This window comes from Streptomyces sp. NPDC030799, from assembly GCF_055572255.1.
Genome location: NZ_JBVIDS010000007.1, coordinates 207,833 through 224,370 on the forward strand (window position 1 = coordinate 207,833; position 16,538 = coordinate 224,370).

Below are 16,538 nucleotides of genomic sequence, written 5' to 3' on the forward strand. Positions count from 1 at the left end.
CAGAGAAACAGTACGTGACGGATCGTGCACTTTTTGCTACGCCCTGGGGATCAACCCAGCGCCGACTTCACCGCGTCGGCCAGCCGCCCGGCCACCGACCGCGCCTGGTCGATGTCGGCCGCCTCGACCATCACCCGCACCAGCGGCTCGGTACCCGACGGACGCAGCAGCACCCGGCCGGTCTCACCGAGTTCCCGCTCGGCCTCGGCCACAGCGGCGGCCAGGTCCGCGGAGGTGCGCACCCGCGACTTGTCCACGTCCGGCACATTGATCAGCACCTGCGGCAACCGCTCCATCACGGCGGCCAGCTCGCGCAGGCTGCGCCCGGTGTCGGCGATCCGCGCGGCCAGCAGCAGCCCGGTCAGCGTGCCGTCACCGGTCGTCGCATGATCGAGGATGATCACATGCCCGGACTGCTCGCCCCCGAGGGCGTAGCCGTGCTCCTTCATCTCCTCGAGCACATAGCGGTCGCCCACGGCCGTCTGCACGAGCCGGATCCCGGCCTTCTCCATCGCGAGCTTGAAGCCCAGGTTGGACATCACCGTGGCGACCACTGTGTCGGACCGCAGCTCGGAGCGCTCCCGCATCGCCAGCGCCAGCACGGCGAGGATCTGGTCGCCGTCGACCTCCTCGCCGGTGTGGTCCACGGCCAGGCAGCGGTCGGCGTCGCCGTCGTGCGCGATACCGAAGTCCGCGCGGTGCTCCAGGACCGCGGCCTTCAGCCTGTCGAGGTGGGTCGAGCCGCAGCCGTCGTTGATGTTGAGCCCGTCCGGCTCCGCACCGATCGTGACGATCTCGGCGCCCGCCCGGGAGAACGCCTCCGGCGAGACCCCCGAGGCCGCGCCGTGCGCTTCGTCCAGGACGATCCTCAGCCCGTCGAGCCGGTTGGGCAGTACCGACAGCAGATGGCCGACGTACTGCTCGAATCCCTCGTCGTACGAGCGGACCCGGCCGACCCCGGCCCCCGTCGGCCGCTCCCACGGCTCGCCGTGCCGGTGCGACTCGTAGACCGCCTCGATCCGGTCCTCCAGGTCGTCGGCGAGTTTGTGGCCGCCGCGGGCGAAGAACTTGATGCCGTTGTCCGGCATGGCGTTGTGGCTGGCGGAGAGCATCACACCGAGGTCGGCACCGAGCGCGCCGGTCAGATACGCCACCGCGGGCGTCGGCAGCACGCCGACGCGCAGGACGTCCACGCCGGCGCTGGCCAGGCCCGCGACCACGGCCGCCTCCAGGAACTCCCCGGACGCGCGCGGGTCCCGTCCGACCACCGCCTTCGGGCGGTGGCCCTCGAAGGTGCCCGCCTCGGCCAGCACGTGCGCCGCCGCTACGGACAGGCCGAGCGCCATCTCGGCGGTCAGGTCCGCGTTGGCGACACCGCGCACGCCGTCCGTGCCGAAGAGTCGTCCCACTTGTCCTCCTGAGGAAGCGTCCTTGCTGCCATGCATGGTGGCAGACGCCGGGTCATCCGATCACACCAGCCTTTGAACGTCTTGTGTCGTTATACGCCCTTGGCCGGGATAAACGAACGCCCCGACGGCACATGTGGCGTGCCGCCGGGGCGTTCGGAGTACGAGCAGGCAGCTGCTGGTTAGCGCTTGCTGTACTGCGGAGCCTTGCGGGCCTTCTTCAGACCGGCCTTCTTCCGCTCGACCGCGCGGTCGTCGCGGCGCAGGAAGCCGGCCTTCTTCAGCGGGCCGCGGTTGTTGTCGACGTCGGCCTCGTTCAGGGCGCGGGCGACACCGAGACGCAGTGCACCGGCCTGACCCGAGACACCGCCACCGGCGATGCGGGCGACGACGTCGTAACGGCCGTCCAGCTCGAGCACCTTGAAGGGCTCGTTGACTTCCTGCTGGTGCACCTTGTTCGGGAAGTAGTCCTCAAGGGTGCGGCCGTTGATCTTCCACTTGCCGGTGCCCGGAATGATCCGGACGCGGGCGATGGCGTTCTTGCGGCGACCCAGGCCGGCGGCCGGCTGGGGCTCGCCGAAGCGGGAGGCCAGGGACTCCGAGGTGTACTCGCCCTCGACGGGGACCTCGGACTCGGTGGTGTAGCTGTCGATGTCAAGCTCTTCGAGCGGCTGCTCGGCAGTGGTCTCGGCCACGATTCTCCTCAGATTCTCTTCAGTCTTAGGGGGTGGCCGGACTTACTGCGCGACCTGGGTGATCTCGAACGGCACCGGCTGCTGGGCAGCGTGCGGGTGCTGGTCACCCTTGTAGACCTTCAGCTTCGAGAGCATCTGACGGCCCAGGGAGTTCTTGGGGAGCATGCCCTTGACGGCCTTCTCGATGGCCTTCTCCGGGTTCTTGTCCAGCAGCTCGTCGTAACGGACGGAGCGCAGACCACCCGGGTAGCCGGAGTGGCGGTACGCCATCTTCTGGGTCCGCTTGTTGCCGGAGAGGTGCACCTTGTCGGCGTTGATGATGATGACGAAGTCACCAGCGTCGACGTGCGGCGCGTAGATCGGCTTGTGCTTGCCCCGGAGAAGGGTCGCTGCGGTGGTGGCGAGACGGCCCAGGACAACGTCCTGAGCGTCGATGACGTGCCACTGGCGCGTCACATCGCCGGGCTTGGGGCTGTACGTACGCACGGTTCGTAGCCTTCGCTTCGAGTGAATGGTCCTGAACAGGTCACCGAAACGATCACGACAGCCTTGACCGCACCGCGGTGACGCAAACCGCGTGCTGATCGCTGGTCATCGGCCCGGTGGACCGGTGTAAGGGCCCGTCCCGTGAGAATGAGCAAGCCAATACACAACGAAGAAGCAGGTTACCTGCACGGCCCCGGACGGGTCAAAACGAGGCTCTTCCCCCTCATGTCGCCGGACAAACAAGGCATGCCGCCGCACCCGCCCCGGCATCTTGCGCACCCCGTCTAAGATGCGCCCCATGAGTTACGGGCAGGGGGGACCCCAGTCTCAGTGGGATCCCTGGAAACCGCAGTCGCAGCAGCCCTGGAACAGTGGGGGTGACGACGACACTCCCGACTGGGCCGCGCTCGCGGAGGCCTCGGAGACCCGCAACAAGCGCCGCAAGCTGCTGTTCATAGGCGGCGGCGCGCTCGCCACGGTCGCGATAGGCACCGCGGTCGCCATGGCCGTCGTCTCCGCGAACAGCGACGACGGACCGCAGGCCGGTCCCAGCAGCCTGCCCGCCAGCGCCGCCCTGCCCAGCGGCTCGGCCACGCCGTCCTTCGCGCCCACCAGCGCCCCGCCGCCGCTGGACCCGAAGGACTTCATCGCCAGCGCCAAGAAGGACACCGCCCCGCTCAGCGCCGACACGCTCTTCCCCGGCACCCAGCTGACCATGGGCGACACGGTGTACAAGAAGGGCGCCACGGCCGACACCACCCACTGCGCCTCCGCCGCCGGCGCCAACCTGCCGAAGATCCTGACAGCCAACGGCTGCACCCGCCTGATCCGCGTGACCTACAGCAAGGGCGGCATCGCGGGCACCGTCGGCGTCGCCGTCTTCGCCGACCAGACCCAGGCCGAGCAGGTCAAGAAGCAGGCCAAGAAGAACGCCATGGTGCGCTCCCTGCCCGGCAAGGGCGTCAAGAACTTCTGCAACGCCGCGGTCTGCCTGACGACCACGAACTCCGTCGGCCGCTACGCCTACTTCACGACCGTCGGCTTCCTCGACGGCAAGAACGTCGCCAAGACGGACACGAAGGTCTTCTCCGTCGGCAACGACCTGCAGCAGTTCATCTTCGACCAGATCTACCGCCGCGGTCAGGCCCAGGCGTCCGCGGCGGCGAACCGGTAGCTCAGCAGCACCCCGCCGACGGAAGCGAGCGCTTGTTCCGCGCCTCCTTGCTGCGCGCGGCCAGCAGCTCGTCGGCGGGGTAGCCCACCTCCTCCAGGGTCAGCCCGTGCGGTCGTACGACATGCACGGCGGAGTCCCGCACCCCCGCGGCCAGCACCTTCCCTGGCCACTCGGGGCCACGGTGCCCGTCCCCGACGAACAGCAGCGCGCCGATCAGCGAGCGCACCATGTTGTGGCAGAACGCGTCGGCCCGCACGGTCGCGGTGATGATCCCGTCGGCACCTTTTTCGAGGCTCAGCTCCTGAAGGGTGCGAATCGTGGTCGCCCCTTCCCTCTTCTTGCAGTACGCCGCGAAGTCGTGCTCGCCGAGCAGCGCCTGCGCGGCCTCGTTCATGGCGTCCACGTCGAGCGGCCAGTCGTGCCAGAGGACGTGGCCCCGCAGGAGGGGGTCCACTCCCCCGGGATTGTCGGTGACGCGGTAGGCGTACCGGCGCCAGACGGCGGAGAAACGGGCGTTGAAGCCACTCGGCGCCGGCCGGAGCGCCCATACCCGCACGTCCTTCGGCAACCGCCCGGCGAGCCGCTTGAGCAGCTTCTGGTTGTGCTCCCGCCAGACCTCCTCCGGCAGGTCCACGTGCGCCACCTGCCCGCGCGCGTGCACCCCGGCGTCGGTCCGCCCGGCGACCGTCAGCTCGTATGTCTCCCTCGACCGCGTCACCGTGCGCAGGGCGTCCTCGATCTCGCCCTGCACCGTCCGCTTGCCGCCGGCCTGCTTGGCCCAGCCGTGGAAGTCGCTGCCGTCGTAGGAGATGTCGAGGCGGACACGGACGTGGCCGGGCTGTACTTCATCACTCACGTGGGAATCCTCTCAGGGCACGGCCTTGTGAAAAAACGTGAAAGCGGGCCCGCCCCGAAGGGCGGACCCGCTTTCACGTCAGGCAGAGCCTCAGGCGTCCTTCGACTCCTCGGCAGCGGCCTCCTCGGCCGGCGCCTCGGTGGTCTCCGCAGCCTTGGCCTCGTCGGCCTCCTTGACCGCACGCTTGGTGGCGGCCTCGGCCTCACCCACGGCCTTCTGCTGCACCGTCAGCGCCTCGACCAGCTCGATGACGGCCATGGGCGCGTTGTCGCCACGGCGGTTACCGATCTTGGTGATGCGGGTGTAGCCACCCGGACGGTTCTCGTACCGCGGGCCGATCTCGGTGAAGAGCGTGTGGACGACGCCCTTGTCCGTGATGACCTGGAGCACCTGACGGCGGTTGTGAAGGTCGCCCTTCTTCGCCTTGGTGATCAGACGCTCGGCGTACGGGCGCAGGCGGCGGGCCTTCGCCTCGGTGGTGGTGATACGGCCGTGCTCGAAGAGGCTCTTCGCCAGGTTGGCGAGGAGGAGCTTCTCGTGCGCGGCGCTGCCGCCCAGACGGGCACCCTTGGTGGGCTTCGGCATTGTTCTTCTCCTGTGTGTCTGCCCCGGCCGTGTCAGGTACCGGGGTCAGGAACCCGATGAGCGGATGCTCACCGGCTGCGACCGATCAGTACTGCTCGGTCTCCACGAAACCCGCGTCCGCGTCGTCGTCGGCGCCGAAGGCGTCGGCAGCGGCCGTGGGGTCGAATCCGGGCGGGCTGTCCTTCAGGGCCAGGCCCATGCCGGCCAGCTTCGCCTTGACCTCGTCGATGGACTTCGCACCGAAGTTGCGGATGTCCAGCAGGTCGGCCTCGGAACGGGCGACGAGCTCACCCACGGAGTGGATGCCCTCACGCTTGAGGCAGTTGTAGGAGCGGACCGTGAGCTCCAGCTCCTCGATCGGCAGCGCGAGGTCGGCGGCCAGGGCGGCGTCCGTGGGGGACGGGCCCATGTCGATGCCCTCGGCGTCGATGTTCAGCTCGCGGGCGAGACCGAACAGCTCGACCAGGGTCTTACCGGCCGAGGCCATGGCGTCACGCGGACGCATCGCCTGCTTGGTCTCGACGTCGACGATCAGCTTGTCGAAGTCGGTGCGCTGCTCGACACGCGTGGCCTCGACCTTGTACGTGACCTTCAGCACCGGCGAGTAGATGGAGTCGACCGGGATACGGCCGATCTCCTGGCCCACCTGCTTGTTCTGCACGGCGGAGACGTAGCCGCGACCGCGCTCGACGGTCAGCTCCATCTCCAGCTTGCCCTTGCCGTTGAGCGTGGCGAGGACGAGGTCGGGGTTGTGCACCTCGACACCGGCCGGGGGCGCGATGTCGGCGGCGGTGACCAGACCCGGACCCTGCTTGCGCAGGTACATCACGACCGGCTCGTCGTGCTCCGAGGAGACGACCAGCTGCTTGATGTTGAGGATCAGGTCGGTGACGTCCTCCTTGACGCCCGGCACGGTGGTGAACTCGTGCAGGACGCCGTCGATGCGGATGCTGGTGACAGCAGCGCCGGGGATCGACGACAGGAGGGTGCGGCGCAGGGAGTTACCGAGGGTGTAGCCGAAGCCCGGCTCCAGCGGCTCGATCACGAACCGGGAGCGGAACTCGTCGACGACCTCTTCGGTCAACGAGGGACGCTGAGCGATCAGCATGTGTGGATCAGATCCTTCATTCGTGGACGCCCGCTATTTGACGTCCGACGGAACCGTCCCGGCACAAGGGACGGGTACTGCAAGGGTACGGGCGATACGGCCCGAGAGAGCCGTACCGCCCGAAACCAAGCCTGCTCGAAGCAGCCGTGCGTCAGACGCGGCGGCGCTTCGGCGGGCGGCAGCCGTTGTGCGGGGTCGGGGTGACGTCCTGGATGGAGCCGACCTCGAGGCCCGTGGCCTGCAGGGAGCGGATCGCGGTCTCACGACCGGAGCCCGGGCCCTTGACGAACACGTCGACCTTGCGCATGCCGTGCTCCTGGGCGCGGCGGGCAGCCGACTCGGCGGCCATCTGCGCGGCGAACGGCGTGGACTTCCGGGAGCCCTTGAAGCCGACGTGGCCGGCGGAGGCCCAGGAGATCACGTTGCCGGACGGGTCCGTGATCGAGACGATCGTGTTGTTGAACGTGCTCTTGATGTGCGCGTGGCCGTGAGCGACGTTCTTCTTTTCCTTGCGGCGCACCTTCTTGGCAGCGCCCTGACGTCCCTTGGGGGGCATCTACTAACTCCTACGGGAGGTGGTCGGTCCTACAGCGAAGACCGTGGACAGGTGTCCGCTGCGGACTACTTCTTGCCCGGCTTCTTCTTGCCGGCGATGGCGCGACGCGGGCCCTTGCGGGTACGGGCGTTGGTGCTGGTGCGCTGACCGCGGACGGGCAGACCGCGACGGTGACGGAGACCCTGGTAGCAGCCGATCTCGACCTTGCGGCGGATGTCGGCCTGGATCTCGCGACGGAGGTCACCCTCGGTCTTGATGTTGTTGTCGACGTACTCGCGGATCGCGACCAGCTGCTCTTCGGTCAGGTCACGAACGCGGGTGTTCGGGTCGACGCCGGTCGCAGCCAGCGTCTCCTTCGAGAGGGTCCGGCCGATGCCGAACACGTAGGTGAGGGCGACCTCCACGCGCTTTTCGCGCGGGATGTCAACACCGGAAACGCGTGCCATTCAATGGCTCCTGGTGAATCTTCGGAGGTCTTCCACAGAACCGGCTCCCGGCCGCCGTACCAGGTACGAACCGGGTCCCCGGCCTCCGAACCGGGGGTGTCAAGCCGCTTGCGACGGCTTGGGTCCTGCGTATGAACATATTCAGCTCGCGTCGCGCGAATCTCTGCGATGGAGGTGCAGAGGGTAAAGGTCGTGCGTCAGCCCTGGCGCTGCTTGTGGCGCGGGTTCTCGCAGATGACCATGACCCGACCGTGACGGCGGATCACCCTGCACTTGTCGCAGATCTTCTTGACGCTCGGCTTGACCTTCATTGGATTGAGGTTCTCCGGGTCAGTGCCACCACCCCGCCGAGACGGGATGCGGGCAAGATCTACTTGTACCGGTAGACGATCCGGCCACGCGTCAGGTCGTACGGAGACAGCTCCACCACGACCCGGTCGTCAGGGAGGATGCGGATGTAGTGCATACGCATCTTGCCGCTGATGTGTGCCAGGACCTGGTGGCCGTTCTGGAGCTCGACCTTGAACATGGCGTTCGGCAGAGACTCGACGACAGTGCCCTCGATCTCGATGGCACCTTGCTTCTTGGCCACGCTTCGCCCTTCGAATCGACTACCTTGATCGACTCCCCCGCTTTCCCTTACGGGGTGCATGCGGACATGCGGGTGCACGAGAGCCGACGAGTCAGTCTACGTCGCCGCCCTCGGAAAGGCGAATCGAGGAAGTCTGCCCCATGGGGGAGATCTCTATGCGAGAGGGTCGGGAGCGGCCGTGATGCCGTACTCCGCCAGCTTTGCCCTGCCCCCGTCGGGAGCGGTGAGCACCAGGGGGCCCTCCGCCGTCAGGGCGACCGAGTGCTCCCAGTGGGACGACCAGGTGCCGTCCGTCGTGATGACCGTCCAGTCGTCCGACAGGACCTCCGTGCGCGGAGTACCGAGCGACACCATCGGCTCGATCGCGAGGCAGAAGCCGGGCACCAGCTTGGGCCCCTTGCCGCGGCGCCGGTCGACGTAGTTCAGCAGGTGCGGGTCCATGTGCATCTCGGTGCCGATGCCGTGGCCGCCGTAGTCCTCGATGATCCCGTACTTGCCGCCGCCCGGCTTGGGCTGGCGGCGGATGTACGTCTCGATGGCCCGCGAGATGTCGACCAGGCGGTTGCCCTGCTTCATGGCCGCGATGCCGGCCCACATCGACTCCTCGGTCACCCGGGACAGCTCGACCAGCTCCGGGGCGTGACCGGACCCCACGAACGCCGTGTAGGCGGCGTCGCCGTGCCAGCCGTCGATGATCGCGCCGCAGTCGATGGAGATGATGTCGCCGTCCTTGAGGACGACGTCGTCGGAGGGGATGCCGTGGACGACGACGTCGTTCACGGAGGTGCAGATGGTCGCCGGGAAGCCGCCGTAGCCCAGGAAGTTCGACTTGGCGCCGTGCTCGGCGAGGACCTTGCGGGCGACCTCGTCCAGGTCCTTGGTGGAGGCGCCGGGCACCGCGGCCTCACGGGTGGCCGCGTGGATGGCGGCTACGACCAGGCCCGCCGCACGCATCTTCGCGATCTGCTCGGGCGTCTTGATCTGCACCATGGGGCCTGCGCTCTCCCTCACTCACACCAACTGGGTTACGTACACAACAGTACGGCCGCGGCGCCCGGGGAAGGGCACCGCGGCCGGAAGGACCGCGATCTACTTGTTCTCGGCCTTCTCGCGCTTGAGTGCCCCCAGCGCCCGCTGCGTGATCTCGTCCACCGGGCCCAGGGAGGAGATCGTCACGACCAGGCCCTGCGCCTTGTAGTAGTCGATGATCGGCTCGGTCTGCGTGTGGTAGACCTCCAGCCGCTTGCGGACCGTGTCCTCGGAGTCGTCGTCACGCTGGTACAGCTCGCCGCCGCAGACGTCGCAGACGCCTTCCTTCTTCGGCCGGCTGTACGTCACGTGGAAGACGTGCGAGGAGTCGTTACGGCAGATGCGGCGGCCGGCGATGCGCTTGACGACCTCGTCCTCCGGGACCTCCAGGTCCAGGACCGCGTCCAGCGTGATGCTCTCGGTGCGCAGCAGCTCGTCCAGCGCCTCGGCCTGGGAGACGTTCCGCGGGAAGCCGTCCAGCAGGAAGCCGCGCTCGGCGTCCGGCTGCTCCATACGGTCCTTGGCCATCGCGATGGTGACCTCGTCCGGTACGAGGTTGCCGGCGTCCATGTAGGACTTCGCGAGCTTGCCCAGCTCCGTCTGCTGGCTGATGTTGGCCCGGAAGAGGTCACCCGTGGAGATGTGCGGGATCGCCAGCTTCTCTGCGAGACGGACGGCTTGCGTTCCCTTACCGGCACCCGGCGGCCCGACGAGGACGATACGCATCAGCGGAGGAACCCTTCGTAATTGCGCTGCTGGAGCTGGCTCTCGATCTGCTTCACCGTCTCGAGACCGACACCCACGATGATCAGGATGCTGGTCCCGCCGAACGGGAAGTTGTTCGACGCGTTGAACCCGACCAACGCCATTGTTGGCACGAGAGCGATCAGACCCAGATACAGCGAACCCGGCCAGGTGATCCGGTTGAGCACATAGCTGAGGTACTCAGCGGTCGGTCGGCCAGCCCGGATGCCCGGGATGAAGCCACCATACTTCTTCATGTTGTCGGCGACTTCCTCGGGGTTGAAGGAGATCGCCACGTAGAAGAACGCGAAGAACACGATGAGCAAGAAGTACAGAGTGATGTAAATCGGGTGGTCGCCCTTGGTCAGGTTGTTCTGGATCCACTGCTTCCAGTTCGAATTGCCCCCCGCGAACTGCGCCACGAGTGCCGGGATGTAGAGCAGCGAGGAGGCGAAGATGACAGGAATCACACCCGCCTGGTTGACCTTGAGCGGGATGTACGTGGACGTACCACCGTAGGAACGACGGCCGATCATGCGCTTGGCGTACTGGACCGGGATGCGGCGCTGGGCCTGCTCGACGAAGACGACCAGACCGACCATGACCAGGCCGACCAGGATCACGGTGCCGAACTCGATCCAGCCACCGGCCAGGGTGCCCTGCTTCTTGATCGCCCACAGCGCGGACGGGAAGGTCGCGGCGATCGAGATGAACATCAGGATCGACATGCCGTTGCCGATGCCGCGGTCGGTGATCAGCTCGCCGAGCCACATCACGACGCACGTGCCGGCGGTCATGCAGACGACCATCGTGATCGTCGTGAAGATCGCCTGGTCCGGGACGATCTGGGTGGCCACGGAGCAGCTGCCGAACAGCGCGCCGCTACGGGCGGTGGCGACCAGACCCGTGCCCTGCAGGATGGCCAGCGCCACCGTCAGGTAACGGGTGTACTGGGTGATCTTGGCCGTACCGGCCTGGCCCTCCTTCTTCAGGGCTTCCAGGCGCGGAATGACAACGGTCAGCAGCTGCAGGATGATGCTGGCCGTGATGTACGGCATGATCCCGAGCGCGAAGACCGTGATCTGCAGCAGCGCTCCGCCGCTGAACATGTTGACCAGCCCGAAGAGGCCCTGGTTGCCGGAGGCCTCACGGACACACGTCTGAACGGCCTTGTAGTTGACGCCGGGGATCGGGATGTGGGTACCGACCCGGTAGACCACGATGATGCCCAGCGTGAAGAGCAGCTTCTTGCGCAGGTCGGGCGTCCTGAACGCCCGGGCGAACGCGGTGAGCACGGTGCCTCCTGCGACCCCCGCGCAACTGCGTCAAGGGTGACGGTCTTGAGGTTCGACGGATACAGACGAATAACTAACGGTCAACTGCCGCTCAGGGTGCCCCATGGGAGGCACCCGGTGAAAGTAGGCAGTGCTGGCCACCTTACCGGCGAGAGCACCGCCCTAGGAACGACCGACCGGGGATACCCCATTTGTGGGGTATCCCCGGTCGGGATCGTTCACGTCATCGAGTGGACCTGAGGGACTCAGACCAGCTCGGTGACCGTACCGCCGGCGGCGGTGATCTTCTCCTTGGCGGAGCCGGAGACGGCGTCGACCGTCACCTGCAGCGCCACGGAGATCTCGCCCTGGCCGAGGACCTTGACGAGGCTGTTCTTGCGAACGGCACCCTTGGCCACCAGCGACTCGACGGTGACCTCGCCACCCTCCGGGTAGAGCGCGGCCAGCTTGTCGAGGTTCACGACCTGGTACTCGGTCTTGAACGGGTTCTTGAAGCCCTTCAGCTTCGGGAGGCGCATGTGCAGCGGCATCTGGCCACCCTCGAAGCGCTCCGGAACCTGGTAGCGGGCCTTGGTGCCCTTGGTACCACGACCGGCCGTCTTACCCTTCGACGCCTCACCACGACCGACACGGGTCTTGGCGGTCTTGGCGCCCGGGGCGGGACGGAGGTTGTGGATCTTCAGCGGGTTCTGCTCCGCCATGATCAGTCGACCTCCTCGACCGTCACGAGGTGGCGGACGGTGTGCACCATGCCGCGGAACTCGGGGCGGTCCTCCTTGACGACCACGGTGTTGATCCCCTTGAGACCAAGCGACCGCAGGGTGTCACGGTGGTTCTGCTTGCTGCCGATGTAGGACTTGACCTGCGTGATCTTGAGCTGCGCCATGATTACGCACCCGCCCCGGCACGCGCACGGAGAAGAGCCGCGGGAGCGACGTCCTCGAGCGGCAGACCACGGCGGGCCGCGATCTCCTCGGGACGCTGCAGACCCTTCAGGGCCTCCACGGTCGCGTGCACGATGTTGATGGCGTTGTCGGAGCCGAGCGACTTCGACAGCACGTCGTGGATACCGGCGCACTCGAGCACGGCACGCACCGGACCACCGGCGATAACACCGGTACCCGGGGACGCGGGCTTGAGCAGCACCACGCCGGCAGCCTTCTCACCCTGGATCGGGTGCGGGATGGTGCCCTGGATCCGGGGGACCTTGAAGAAGTGCTTCTTGGCCTCCTCAACGCCCTTGGCGATGGCGGCCGGCACCTCCTTGGCCTTGCCGTATCCGACACCCACGGTGCCGTCACCGTCGCCCACCACGACCAGCGCGGTGAAGCTGAAGCGACGACCACCCTTCACAACCTTGGCGACGCGGTTGATCGCGACGACGCGCTCAACGTACGCGGTCTTCTCGGCGGCAGCAGCGCCGCCGTCACGGCCCTTCCGGTCCCGCCGCTCGCCGCCACCGGCACCGCTTCCGCGGCGCTGGGGTCCAGCCATTGGATTACCTCTCTCTTTCCGCTAGCTACAAGCGGCTCAGAACTTGAGCCCGGCCTCGCGGGCGGCGTCCGCCAGGGCGGCGATGCGCCCGGCGTACTGGTTGCCACCACGGTCGAACACGACGGCCTCGACACCGGCGGCCTTGGCACGCTCGGCAACGAGGGCGCCGACCTGCTTGGCCTGCGCGGACTTGTCGGCCTCGCCGCCACGGATCGACGCGTCCAGGGTGGACGCCGACGCCAGGGTGTGGCCCTTCAGGTCGTCGATCACCTGCGCCACGATGTGGCGGTTGGAGCGGGTCACGACCAGACGGGGACGCTCCGCCGTACCGGAGATCCGCTTGCGGATCCGGATGTGACGGCGCTTGATCGCGGCGCGCTTGTAGGCGTCGCCCTTGAGGATCTTCTGCCCGTATGCCATGGCTTACTTACCCGCCTTTCCGACCTTGCGGCGGATGACTTCGCCCTCGTACTTGACGCCCTTGGCCTTGTACGGGTCGGGCTTGCGCAGCTTGCGGATGTTGGCCGCAACCTCGCCGACCTTCTGCTTGTCGATGCCCTCGACCTGGAAGCGGGTCGGGGTCTCCACCTTGAAGGTGATGCCCTCGGGGGCCTCGACCAGGATCGGGTGGCTGTAACCGAGAGCGAACTCCAGGTTCGAACCCTTGGCGGTCACGCGGTAACCGACACCGCTGATCTCGAGCTTCTTCACGTAACCCTGGGTCACGCCGGTGATCATGTTCGCCACCAGCGTGCGGGACAGGCCGTGCAGGGCCTTGTTCTGACGCTCGTCGTTGGGGCGGGTCACCTGCAGGGTGCCGTCCTCGCCCTTGACGACCTCGATCGGCGCCGAGACGGTGTGGGTCAGCTCGCCCTTGGGGCCCTTGACCGAGACCGTACGGCCGTCGATGGTGACGTCCACGCCGGCGGGAACCGCGATGGGGAGCTTGCCGATGCGCGACATAGCTGTTTCCTCCGTTCCCTTCTGCTACCAGACGTAGGCGAGGACTTCCCCACCCACGCCCTTCTTGCCGGCCTGCTTGTCGGTGAGGAGCCCGTGCGACGTGGAGATGATCGCCACGCCGAGGCCGCCCAGCACCTTCGGCAGGTTGGTGGACTTCGCGTACACCCGGAGACCGGGCTTGGAGATCCGCTTGATGCCCGCGATGGAGCGCTCACGGTTCGGGCCGAACTTCAGCTCGAGGGTGAGGTTCTTGCCCACCTCGGCGTCCTCGACGCGCCAGCCCGTGATGAAGCCCTCCTGCTGGAGGATCTCCGCGATGTGAGACTTGATCTTGGACGCCGGCATCGTCACGGTGTCGTGGTACGCCGAGTTCGCGTTCCGCAGACGAGTCAGCATGTCTGCGATCGGATCAGTCATGGTCATGAATTGGCCTGTGGCCTTTCTCGCCGGGGTTTCCTATATGCGCCATCCCTCTCCCCGTACTTCTGCAGACGGGACGGGTGCGGCGCGGGGACCTACGGCGTAGTAAGTCGATCCAGGGCGGCAGAGGCCCAACCCTCCTAGCCTAAGGCATGGAAGGTACGGGCCCCCGCCGACCCAGTTGCTTACCGAGAGGTCCAGGAATCCCTGAAAGTGGGGATTACCAGGAGCTCTTGGTCACGCCCGGCAGCTCGCCACGGTGAGCCATCTCACGAAGGCACACGCGGCAGAGGCCGAACTTGCGGTACACGGAGTGCGGACGGCCGCAGCGCTGGCAGCGGGTGTAGCCACGCACACCGAACTTGGGCTTGCGAGCAGCCTTCGCGATGAGAGCCTTCTTCGCCATCTCGCTCACGCCTCCTTGAACGGGAAGCCGAGGTGACGGAGAAGGGCACGGCCCTCTTCGTCGTTGGTCGCCGTGGTCACCACGGTGATGTCCATACCCCGGACGCGGTCGATCTTGTCCTGGTCGATCTCGTGGAACATGACCTGCTCCGTGAGACCGAAGGTGTAGTTGCCACGGCCGTCGAACTGCTTCGGGGACAGGCCGCGGAAGTCGCGGATGCGCGGCAGCGCGAGCGACAGGGTGCGGTCCAGGAACTCCCACATGCGGTCGCCACGGAGCGTGACGTGGGCACCGATGGGCTGGCCCTCACGCAGCTTGAACTGCGCGATGGACTTGCGGGCCTTGGTGACGGCCGGCTTCTGACCGGTGATCGTGGTCAGGTCGCGGATCGCGCCCTCGATCAGCTTCGAGTCACGGGCGGCGTCACCGACACCCATGTTGACCACGATCTTGACGAGGCCGGGAACCTGCATGACGTTCTCGTACTTGAACTCGTCACGCAGCTTGCCCGCGATCTCCTCGCGGTACTTCGTCTTCAGACGCGGAGTGGTGGTGGTAGCCATCAGATGTCCTCACCCGTCCGCTTGGCAACGCGGATCTTGTTGCCCTCTTCGTCGAAGCGGTAGCCGACACGCGTGACGACCTTCTGACCGTCCTTCTCCACGACCAGCTGAACGTTGGACACGTGGATGGGGGCCTCGGTGGTCACGATGCCGCCGGCCTGGGAACCGCGAGCGGTCGGACCGGCCTTGGTGTGCTTCTTGACCCGGTTGACACCCTCGACCAGGACACGCTCCTCGCGCGGGTAAGCGGCAATGACCTTGCCCTGCTTGCCCTTGTCCTTGCCGGTGATGACCTGGACCAGGTCGCCCTTCTTGATCTTCATGCTTACAGCACCTCCGGCGCGAGCGAGATGATCTTCATGAACTTCTTCTCGCGCAGCTCACGGCCGACCGGGCCGAAGATGCGGGTGCCGCGAGGGTCGCCGTCGTTCTTCAGAATGACGGCGGCGTTCTCGTCGAAGCGGATGTACGAGCCGTCCGGACGGCGGCGCTCCTTGACGGTGCGAACGATGACCGCCTTGACGACGTCACCCTTCTTCACGTTGCCACCGGGGATCGCGTCCTTGACGGTGGCGACGATGACGTCACCGATGCCCGCGTAGCGGCGACCGGAGCCACCGAGCACACGGATGCAAAGGATCTCCTTCGCACCAGTGTTGTCGGCGACACGCAGTCGCGACTCCTGCTGGATCACGTCTATCTCCTGTTTGTCTGCCGGTTCCCGGCAGGGGTTCTACGAACCCCTGCCGAGCCTGGCGGAACTGACCTGCGGGGTTTGCCCCGCAGGAATTACTTGGCCTTCTCGAGGATCTCGACGACGCGCCAGCGCTTCGTCGCGGACAGCGGCCGGGTCTCCATGAGGAGGACGCGGTCGCCGACACCCGCGGCGTTCTGCTCGTCGTGTGCCTTGAGCTTGTTGGTACGGCGGATGACCTTGCCGTACAGCGCGTGCTTGACGCGGTCCTCGACGGCGACGACGACGGTCTTGTCCATCTTGTCGCTGACGACGAGACCCTCACGGGTCTTGCGGAAACCGCGCGCCTCGGTGTTCTCAGTCACGTTCTTCTCGCTCATCAGGCGTTCTCCACCGTCTCGATGCCGAGCTCACGCTCACGCATGAGGGTGTAGATCCGGGCGATGTCCTTGCGGACCGCCTTGAGACGGCCGTGGTTCTCGAGCTGGCCCGTCGCCGCCTGGAAGCGGAGGTTGAACAGCTCTTCCTTGGCCTCGCGGAGCTTCGCCAGAAGCTCCTCGTTGCCCAGCTCGCGCAGCTCGGACGCCTTGGTACCGGCCGACATCACGCTTCACCTGCCTCGCGCTTGACGATCCGGCACTTCATCGGCAGCTTGTGGGCCGCACGGGTCAGCGCCTCACGGGCGATCTTCTCGTTGGGGTACGACAGCTCGAACATCACGCGTCCGGGCTTGACGTTGGCAATCCACCACTCCGGAGAACCCTTACCGGAACCCATGCGGGTCTCGGCCGGCTTCTTCGTGAGCGGACGGTCCGGGTAGATGTTGATCCAGACCTTGCCGCCACGCTTGATGTGGCGGGTCATCGCGATACGAGCCGCCTCGATCTGGCGGTTCGTCACGTAGGCCGGGGTCAGCGCCTGGATGCCGTACTCGCCGAACGCAACCTGCGTTCCACCCTTGGACATACCGTTGCGCTTCGGGTGGTGCTGCTTGCGGTGCTTGACCCTACGGGGGATCAGCATGAC

General features: G+C 66.7%; 27 protein-coding genes. 1 reads left to right on the forward strand and 26 read right to left on the reverse strand.

All coding sequences use genetic code 11. The features are described 5' to 3' along the window. Nucleotides 1-50: 50 nt before the first annotated feature. From glmM to rplM, 3 genes are all read right to left on the reverse strand, one after another. Nucleotides 51-1,409 carry a phosphoglucosamine mutase gene (gene glmM / locus ACZ41I_RS19455; protein WP_363214347.1) on the reverse strand — a complete coding sequence of 453 codons (1,359 nt, stop codon included), beginning with the start codon at nucleotides 1,407-1,409 and terminating at the stop codon, nucleotides 51-53. A 179-nt stretch (nucleotides 1,410-1,588) separates the two neighbouring features. Next, nucleotides 1,589-2,101 carry a 30S ribosomal protein S9 gene (rpsI, locus tag ACZ41I_RS19460; protein WP_399763614.1) on the reverse strand — a complete coding sequence of 171 codons (513 nt, stop codon included), beginning with the start codon at nucleotides 2,099-2,101 and terminating at the stop codon, nucleotides 1,589-1,591. Nucleotides 2,102-2,143: 42 nt separating this feature from the next. Continuing rightward, complete coding sequence (gene rplM, locus ACZ41I_RS19465; RefSeq protein WP_014674395.1) at nucleotides 2,144-2,587, reverse strand: 50S ribosomal protein L13; 444 nt, start codon at nucleotides 2,585-2,587, stop codon at nucleotides 2,144-2,146. Between the two features lie 298 nt (nucleotides 2,588-2,885). Between rplM and ACZ41I_RS19470 the strand changes: the two genes are divergently transcribed. Continuing rightward, nucleotides 2,886-3,761 carry a hypothetical protein gene (locus ACZ41I_RS19470; RefSeq protein ID WP_468514660.1) on the forward strand — a complete coding sequence of 292 codons (876 nt, stop codon included), beginning with the start codon at nucleotides 2,886-2,888 and terminating at the stop codon, nucleotides 3,759-3,761. A gap of 1 nt (nucleotide 3,762) precedes the next feature. Here the strand turns inward: ACZ41I_RS19470 and truA are convergent, their stop codons facing one another. From truA to rplP, 23 genes are all read right to left on the reverse strand, one after another. After that, nucleotides 3,763-4,617, reverse strand: coding sequence for a tRNA pseudouridine(38-40) synthase TruA (truA, locus tag ACZ41I_RS19475; RefSeq protein ID WP_363214350.1), 855 nt, complete (start codon nucleotides 4,615-4,617; stop codon nucleotides 3,763-3,765). A gap of 90 nt (nucleotides 4,618-4,707) precedes the next feature. Beyond that, on the reverse strand, nucleotides 4,708-5,202 hold the full coding sequence (gene rplQ, locus ACZ41I_RS19480; protein WP_363214351.1) for a 50S ribosomal protein L17: 495 nt from the start codon (nucleotides 5,200-5,202) through the stop codon (nucleotides 4,708-4,710). 85 nt (nucleotides 5,203-5,287) lie between these two features. Further along, on the reverse strand, nucleotides 5,288-6,310 hold the full coding sequence (locus ACZ41I_RS19485; protein WP_003966937.1) for a DNA-directed RNA polymerase subunit alpha: 1,023 nt from the start codon (nucleotides 6,308-6,310) through the stop codon (nucleotides 5,288-5,290). 151 nt (nucleotides 6,311-6,461) lie between these two features. After that, nucleotides 6,462-6,866: a 30S ribosomal protein S11 gene (rpsK, locus tag ACZ41I_RS19490; RefSeq protein ID WP_003956432.1), complete on the reverse strand. Its 405-nt coding sequence runs from the start codon at nucleotides 6,864-6,866 to the stop codon at nucleotides 6,462-6,464. 65 nt (nucleotides 6,867-6,931) lie between these two features. Next, nucleotides 6,932-7,312, reverse strand: coding sequence for a 30S ribosomal protein S13 (gene rpsM, locus ACZ41I_RS19495; protein ID WP_023547369.1), 381 nt, complete (start codon nucleotides 7,310-7,312; stop codon nucleotides 6,932-6,934). Between the two features lie 197 nt (nucleotides 7,313-7,509). Beyond that, nucleotides 7,510-7,623, reverse strand: coding sequence for a 50S ribosomal protein L36 (gene rpmJ / locus ACZ41I_RS19500; protein WP_003998809.1), 114 nt, complete (start codon nucleotides 7,621-7,623; stop codon nucleotides 7,510-7,512). Nucleotides 7,624-7,682: 59 nt separating this feature from the next. Next, a complete protein-coding gene (gene infA / locus ACZ41I_RS19505) occupies nucleotides 7,683-7,904 on the reverse strand; it encodes a translation initiation factor IF-1 (RefSeq protein ID WP_003948620.1) in 222 nt (73 codons plus the stop codon). A gap of 153 nt (nucleotides 7,905-8,057) precedes the next feature. Next, a complete protein-coding gene (map, locus tag ACZ41I_RS19510; RefSeq protein ID WP_399776745.1) occupies nucleotides 8,058-8,894 on the reverse strand; it encodes a type I methionyl aminopeptidase in 837 nt (278 codons plus the stop codon). A 99-nt stretch (nucleotides 8,895-8,993) separates the two neighbouring features. Beyond that, on the reverse strand, nucleotides 8,994-9,659 hold the full coding sequence (locus ACZ41I_RS19515; RefSeq protein ID WP_468514661.1) for an adenylate kinase: 666 nt from the start codon (nucleotides 9,657-9,659) through the stop codon (nucleotides 8,994-8,996). Next, nucleotides 9,659-10,972, reverse strand: coding sequence for a preprotein translocase subunit SecY (gene secY, locus ACZ41I_RS19520; RefSeq protein ID WP_468324891.1), 1,314 nt, complete (start codon nucleotides 10,970-10,972; stop codon nucleotides 9,659-9,661). Before secY ends, ACZ41I_RS19515 begins: the two co-directional genes overlap by 1 nt. 245 nt (nucleotides 10,973-11,217) lie before the next feature. Next, the gene (gene rplO / locus ACZ41I_RS19525; protein WP_095748086.1) at nucleotides 11,218-11,673 is read right to left on the reverse strand and encodes a 50S ribosomal protein L15; all 456 of its coding nucleotides are present in this window, start codon (nucleotides 11,671-11,673) and stop codon (nucleotides 11,218-11,220) included. 2 nt (nucleotides 11,674-11,675) lie between these two features. Beyond that, the gene (rpmD, locus tag ACZ41I_RS19530) at nucleotides 11,676-11,858 is read right to left on the reverse strand and encodes a 50S ribosomal protein L30 (RefSeq protein WP_003998814.1); all 183 of its coding nucleotides are present in this window, start codon (nucleotides 11,856-11,858) and stop codon (nucleotides 11,676-11,678) included. 2 nt (nucleotides 11,859-11,860) lie between these two features. Further along, nucleotides 11,861-12,466 (reverse strand): 30S ribosomal protein S5, encoded by a 606-nt coding sequence (gene rpsE, locus ACZ41I_RS19535; RefSeq protein WP_019753099.1) that lies wholly within the window; start codon nucleotides 12,464-12,466, stop codon nucleotides 11,861-11,863. Between the two features lie 36 nt (nucleotides 12,467-12,502). Next, a complete protein-coding gene (gene rplR / locus ACZ41I_RS19540) occupies nucleotides 12,503-12,886 on the reverse strand; it encodes a 50S ribosomal protein L18 (RefSeq protein WP_014674380.1) in 384 nt (127 codons plus the stop codon). Between the two features lie 3 nt (nucleotides 12,887-12,889). Beyond that, entirely contained in the window at nucleotides 12,890-13,429 is a 540-nt protein-coding gene (gene rplF / locus ACZ41I_RS19545; RefSeq protein WP_363214355.1) for a 50S ribosomal protein L6, read from the reverse strand. 24 nt (nucleotides 13,430-13,453) lie between these two features. After that, complete coding sequence (rpsH, locus tag ACZ41I_RS19550; protein ID WP_100827756.1) at nucleotides 13,454-13,852, reverse strand: 30S ribosomal protein S8; 399 nt, start codon at nucleotides 13,850-13,852, stop codon at nucleotides 13,454-13,456. Nucleotides 13,853-14,069: 217 nt separating this feature from the next. Further along, nucleotides 14,070-14,255 (reverse strand): type Z 30S ribosomal protein S14, encoded by a 186-nt coding sequence (locus ACZ41I_RS19555; RefSeq protein ID WP_003948630.1) that lies wholly within the window; start codon nucleotides 14,253-14,255, stop codon nucleotides 14,070-14,072. Nucleotides 14,256-14,260: 5 nt separating this feature from the next. Then, entirely contained in the window at nucleotides 14,261-14,818 is a 558-nt protein-coding gene (gene rplE / locus ACZ41I_RS19560; protein WP_014674377.1) for a 50S ribosomal protein L5, read from the reverse strand. After that, complete coding sequence (rplX, locus tag ACZ41I_RS19565) at nucleotides 14,818-15,141, reverse strand: 50S ribosomal protein L24 (RefSeq protein ID WP_055706473.1); 324 nt, start codon at nucleotides 15,139-15,141, stop codon at nucleotides 14,818-14,820. Before rplX ends, rplE begins: the two co-directional genes overlap by 1 nt. Before the next feature lie 2 nt (nucleotides 15,142-15,143). After that, nucleotides 15,144-15,512 carry a 50S ribosomal protein L14 gene (gene rplN, locus ACZ41I_RS19570; RefSeq protein ID WP_003998823.1) on the reverse strand — a complete coding sequence of 123 codons (369 nt, stop codon included), beginning with the start codon at nucleotides 15,510-15,512 and terminating at the stop codon, nucleotides 15,144-15,146. A 95-nt stretch (nucleotides 15,513-15,607) separates the two neighbouring features. Further along, entirely contained in the window at nucleotides 15,608-15,892 is a 285-nt protein-coding gene (gene rpsQ / locus ACZ41I_RS19575; RefSeq protein ID WP_153539280.1) for a 30S ribosomal protein S17, read from the reverse strand. Continuing rightward, nucleotides 15,892-16,116 carry a 50S ribosomal protein L29 gene (rpmC, locus tag ACZ41I_RS19580; protein ID WP_007494763.1) on the reverse strand — a complete coding sequence of 75 codons (225 nt, stop codon included), beginning with the start codon at nucleotides 16,114-16,116 and terminating at the stop codon, nucleotides 15,892-15,894. Before rpmC ends, rpsQ begins: the two co-directional genes overlap by 1 nt. Beyond that, nucleotides 16,116-16,535 (reverse strand): 50S ribosomal protein L16, encoded by a 420-nt coding sequence (gene rplP / locus ACZ41I_RS19585; RefSeq protein ID WP_009190136.1) that lies wholly within the window; start codon nucleotides 16,533-16,535, stop codon nucleotides 16,116-16,118. The genes rpmC and rplP overlap by 1 nt, the downstream gene beginning before the upstream one ends. Nucleotides 16,536-16,538 lie beyond the last annotated feature (3 nt).

Excerpts from the sequence above, each read along its gene's own strand:
- ACZ41I_RS19470 (WP_468514660.1), top strand. The coding sequence starts at position 2,886 with ATGAGTTACGGGCAGGGGGGACCCCAGTCTCAGTGGGATCCCTGGAAA.
- rplQ (WP_363214351.1), bottom strand. The coding sequence starts at position 5,202 with ATGCCGAAGCCCACCAAGGGTGCCCGTCTGGGCGGCAGCGCCGCGCAC.
- ACZ41I_RS19485 (WP_003966937.1), bottom strand. The coding sequence starts at position 6,310 with ATGCTGATCGCTCAGCGTCCCTCGTTGACCGAAGAGGTCGTCGACGAG.
- rpsK (WP_003956432.1), bottom strand. The coding sequence starts at position 6,866 with ATGCCCCCCAAGGGACGTCAGGGCGCTGCCAAGAAGGTGCGCCGCAAG.
- rpsM (WP_023547369.1), bottom strand. The coding sequence starts at position 7,312 with ATGGCACGCGTTTCCGGTGTTGACATCCCGCGCGAAAAGCGCGTGGAG.
- rpmJ (WP_003998809.1), bottom strand. The coding sequence starts at position 7,623 with ATGAAGGTCAAGCCGAGCGTCAAGAAGATCTGCGACAAGTGCAGGGTG.
- map (WP_399776745.1), bottom strand. The coding sequence starts at position 8,894 with ATGGTGCAGATCAAGACGCCCGAGCAGATCGCGAAGATGCGTGCGGCG.
- ACZ41I_RS19515 (WP_468514661.1), bottom strand. The coding sequence starts at position 9,659 with ATGCGTATCGTCCTCGTCGGGCCGCCGGGTGCCGGTAAGGGAACGCAA.
- rplO (WP_095748086.1), bottom strand. The coding sequence starts at position 11,673 with ATGGCGGAGCAGAACCCGCTGAAGATCCACAACCTCCGTCCCGCCCCG.
- rpmD (WP_003998814.1), bottom strand. The coding sequence starts at position 11,858 with ATGGCGCAGCTCAAGATCACGCAGGTCAAGTCCTACATCGGCAGCAAG.
- rpsE (WP_019753099.1), bottom strand. The coding sequence starts at position 12,466 with ATGGCTGGACCCCAGCGCCGCGGAAGCGGTGCCGGTGGCGGCGAGCGG.
- rplR (WP_014674380.1), bottom strand. The coding sequence starts at position 12,886 with ATGGCATACGGGCAGAAGATCCTCAAGGGCGACGCCTACAAGCGCGCC.
- rplF (WP_363214355.1), bottom strand. The coding sequence starts at position 13,429 with ATGTCGCGCATCGGCAAGCTCCCCATCGCGGTTCCCGCCGGCGTGGAC.
- rpsH (WP_100827756.1), bottom strand. The coding sequence starts at position 13,852 with ATGACCATGACTGATCCGATCGCAGACATGCTGACTCGTCTGCGGAAC.
- ACZ41I_RS19555 (WP_003948630.1), bottom strand. The coding sequence starts at position 14,255 with ATGGCGAAGAAGGCTCTCATCGCGAAGGCTGCTCGCAAGCCCAAGTTC.
- rplE (WP_014674377.1), bottom strand. The coding sequence starts at position 14,818 with ATGGCTACCACCACCACTCCGCGTCTGAAGACGAAGTACCGCGAGGAG.
- rplX (WP_055706473.1), bottom strand. The coding sequence starts at position 15,141 with ATGAAGATCAAGAAGGGCGACCTGGTCCAGGTCATCACCGGCAAGGAC.
- rpsQ (WP_153539280.1), bottom strand. The coding sequence starts at position 15,892 with ATGAGCGAGAAGAACGTGACTGAGAACACCGAGGCGCGCGGTTTCCGC.
- rpmC (WP_007494763.1), bottom strand. The coding sequence starts at position 16,116 with ATGTCGGCCGGTACCAAGGCGTCCGAGCTGCGCGAGCTGGGCAACGAG.
- rplP (WP_009190136.1), bottom strand. The coding sequence starts at position 16,535 with ATGCTGATCCCCCGTAGGGTCAAGCACCGCAAGCAGCACCACCCGAAG.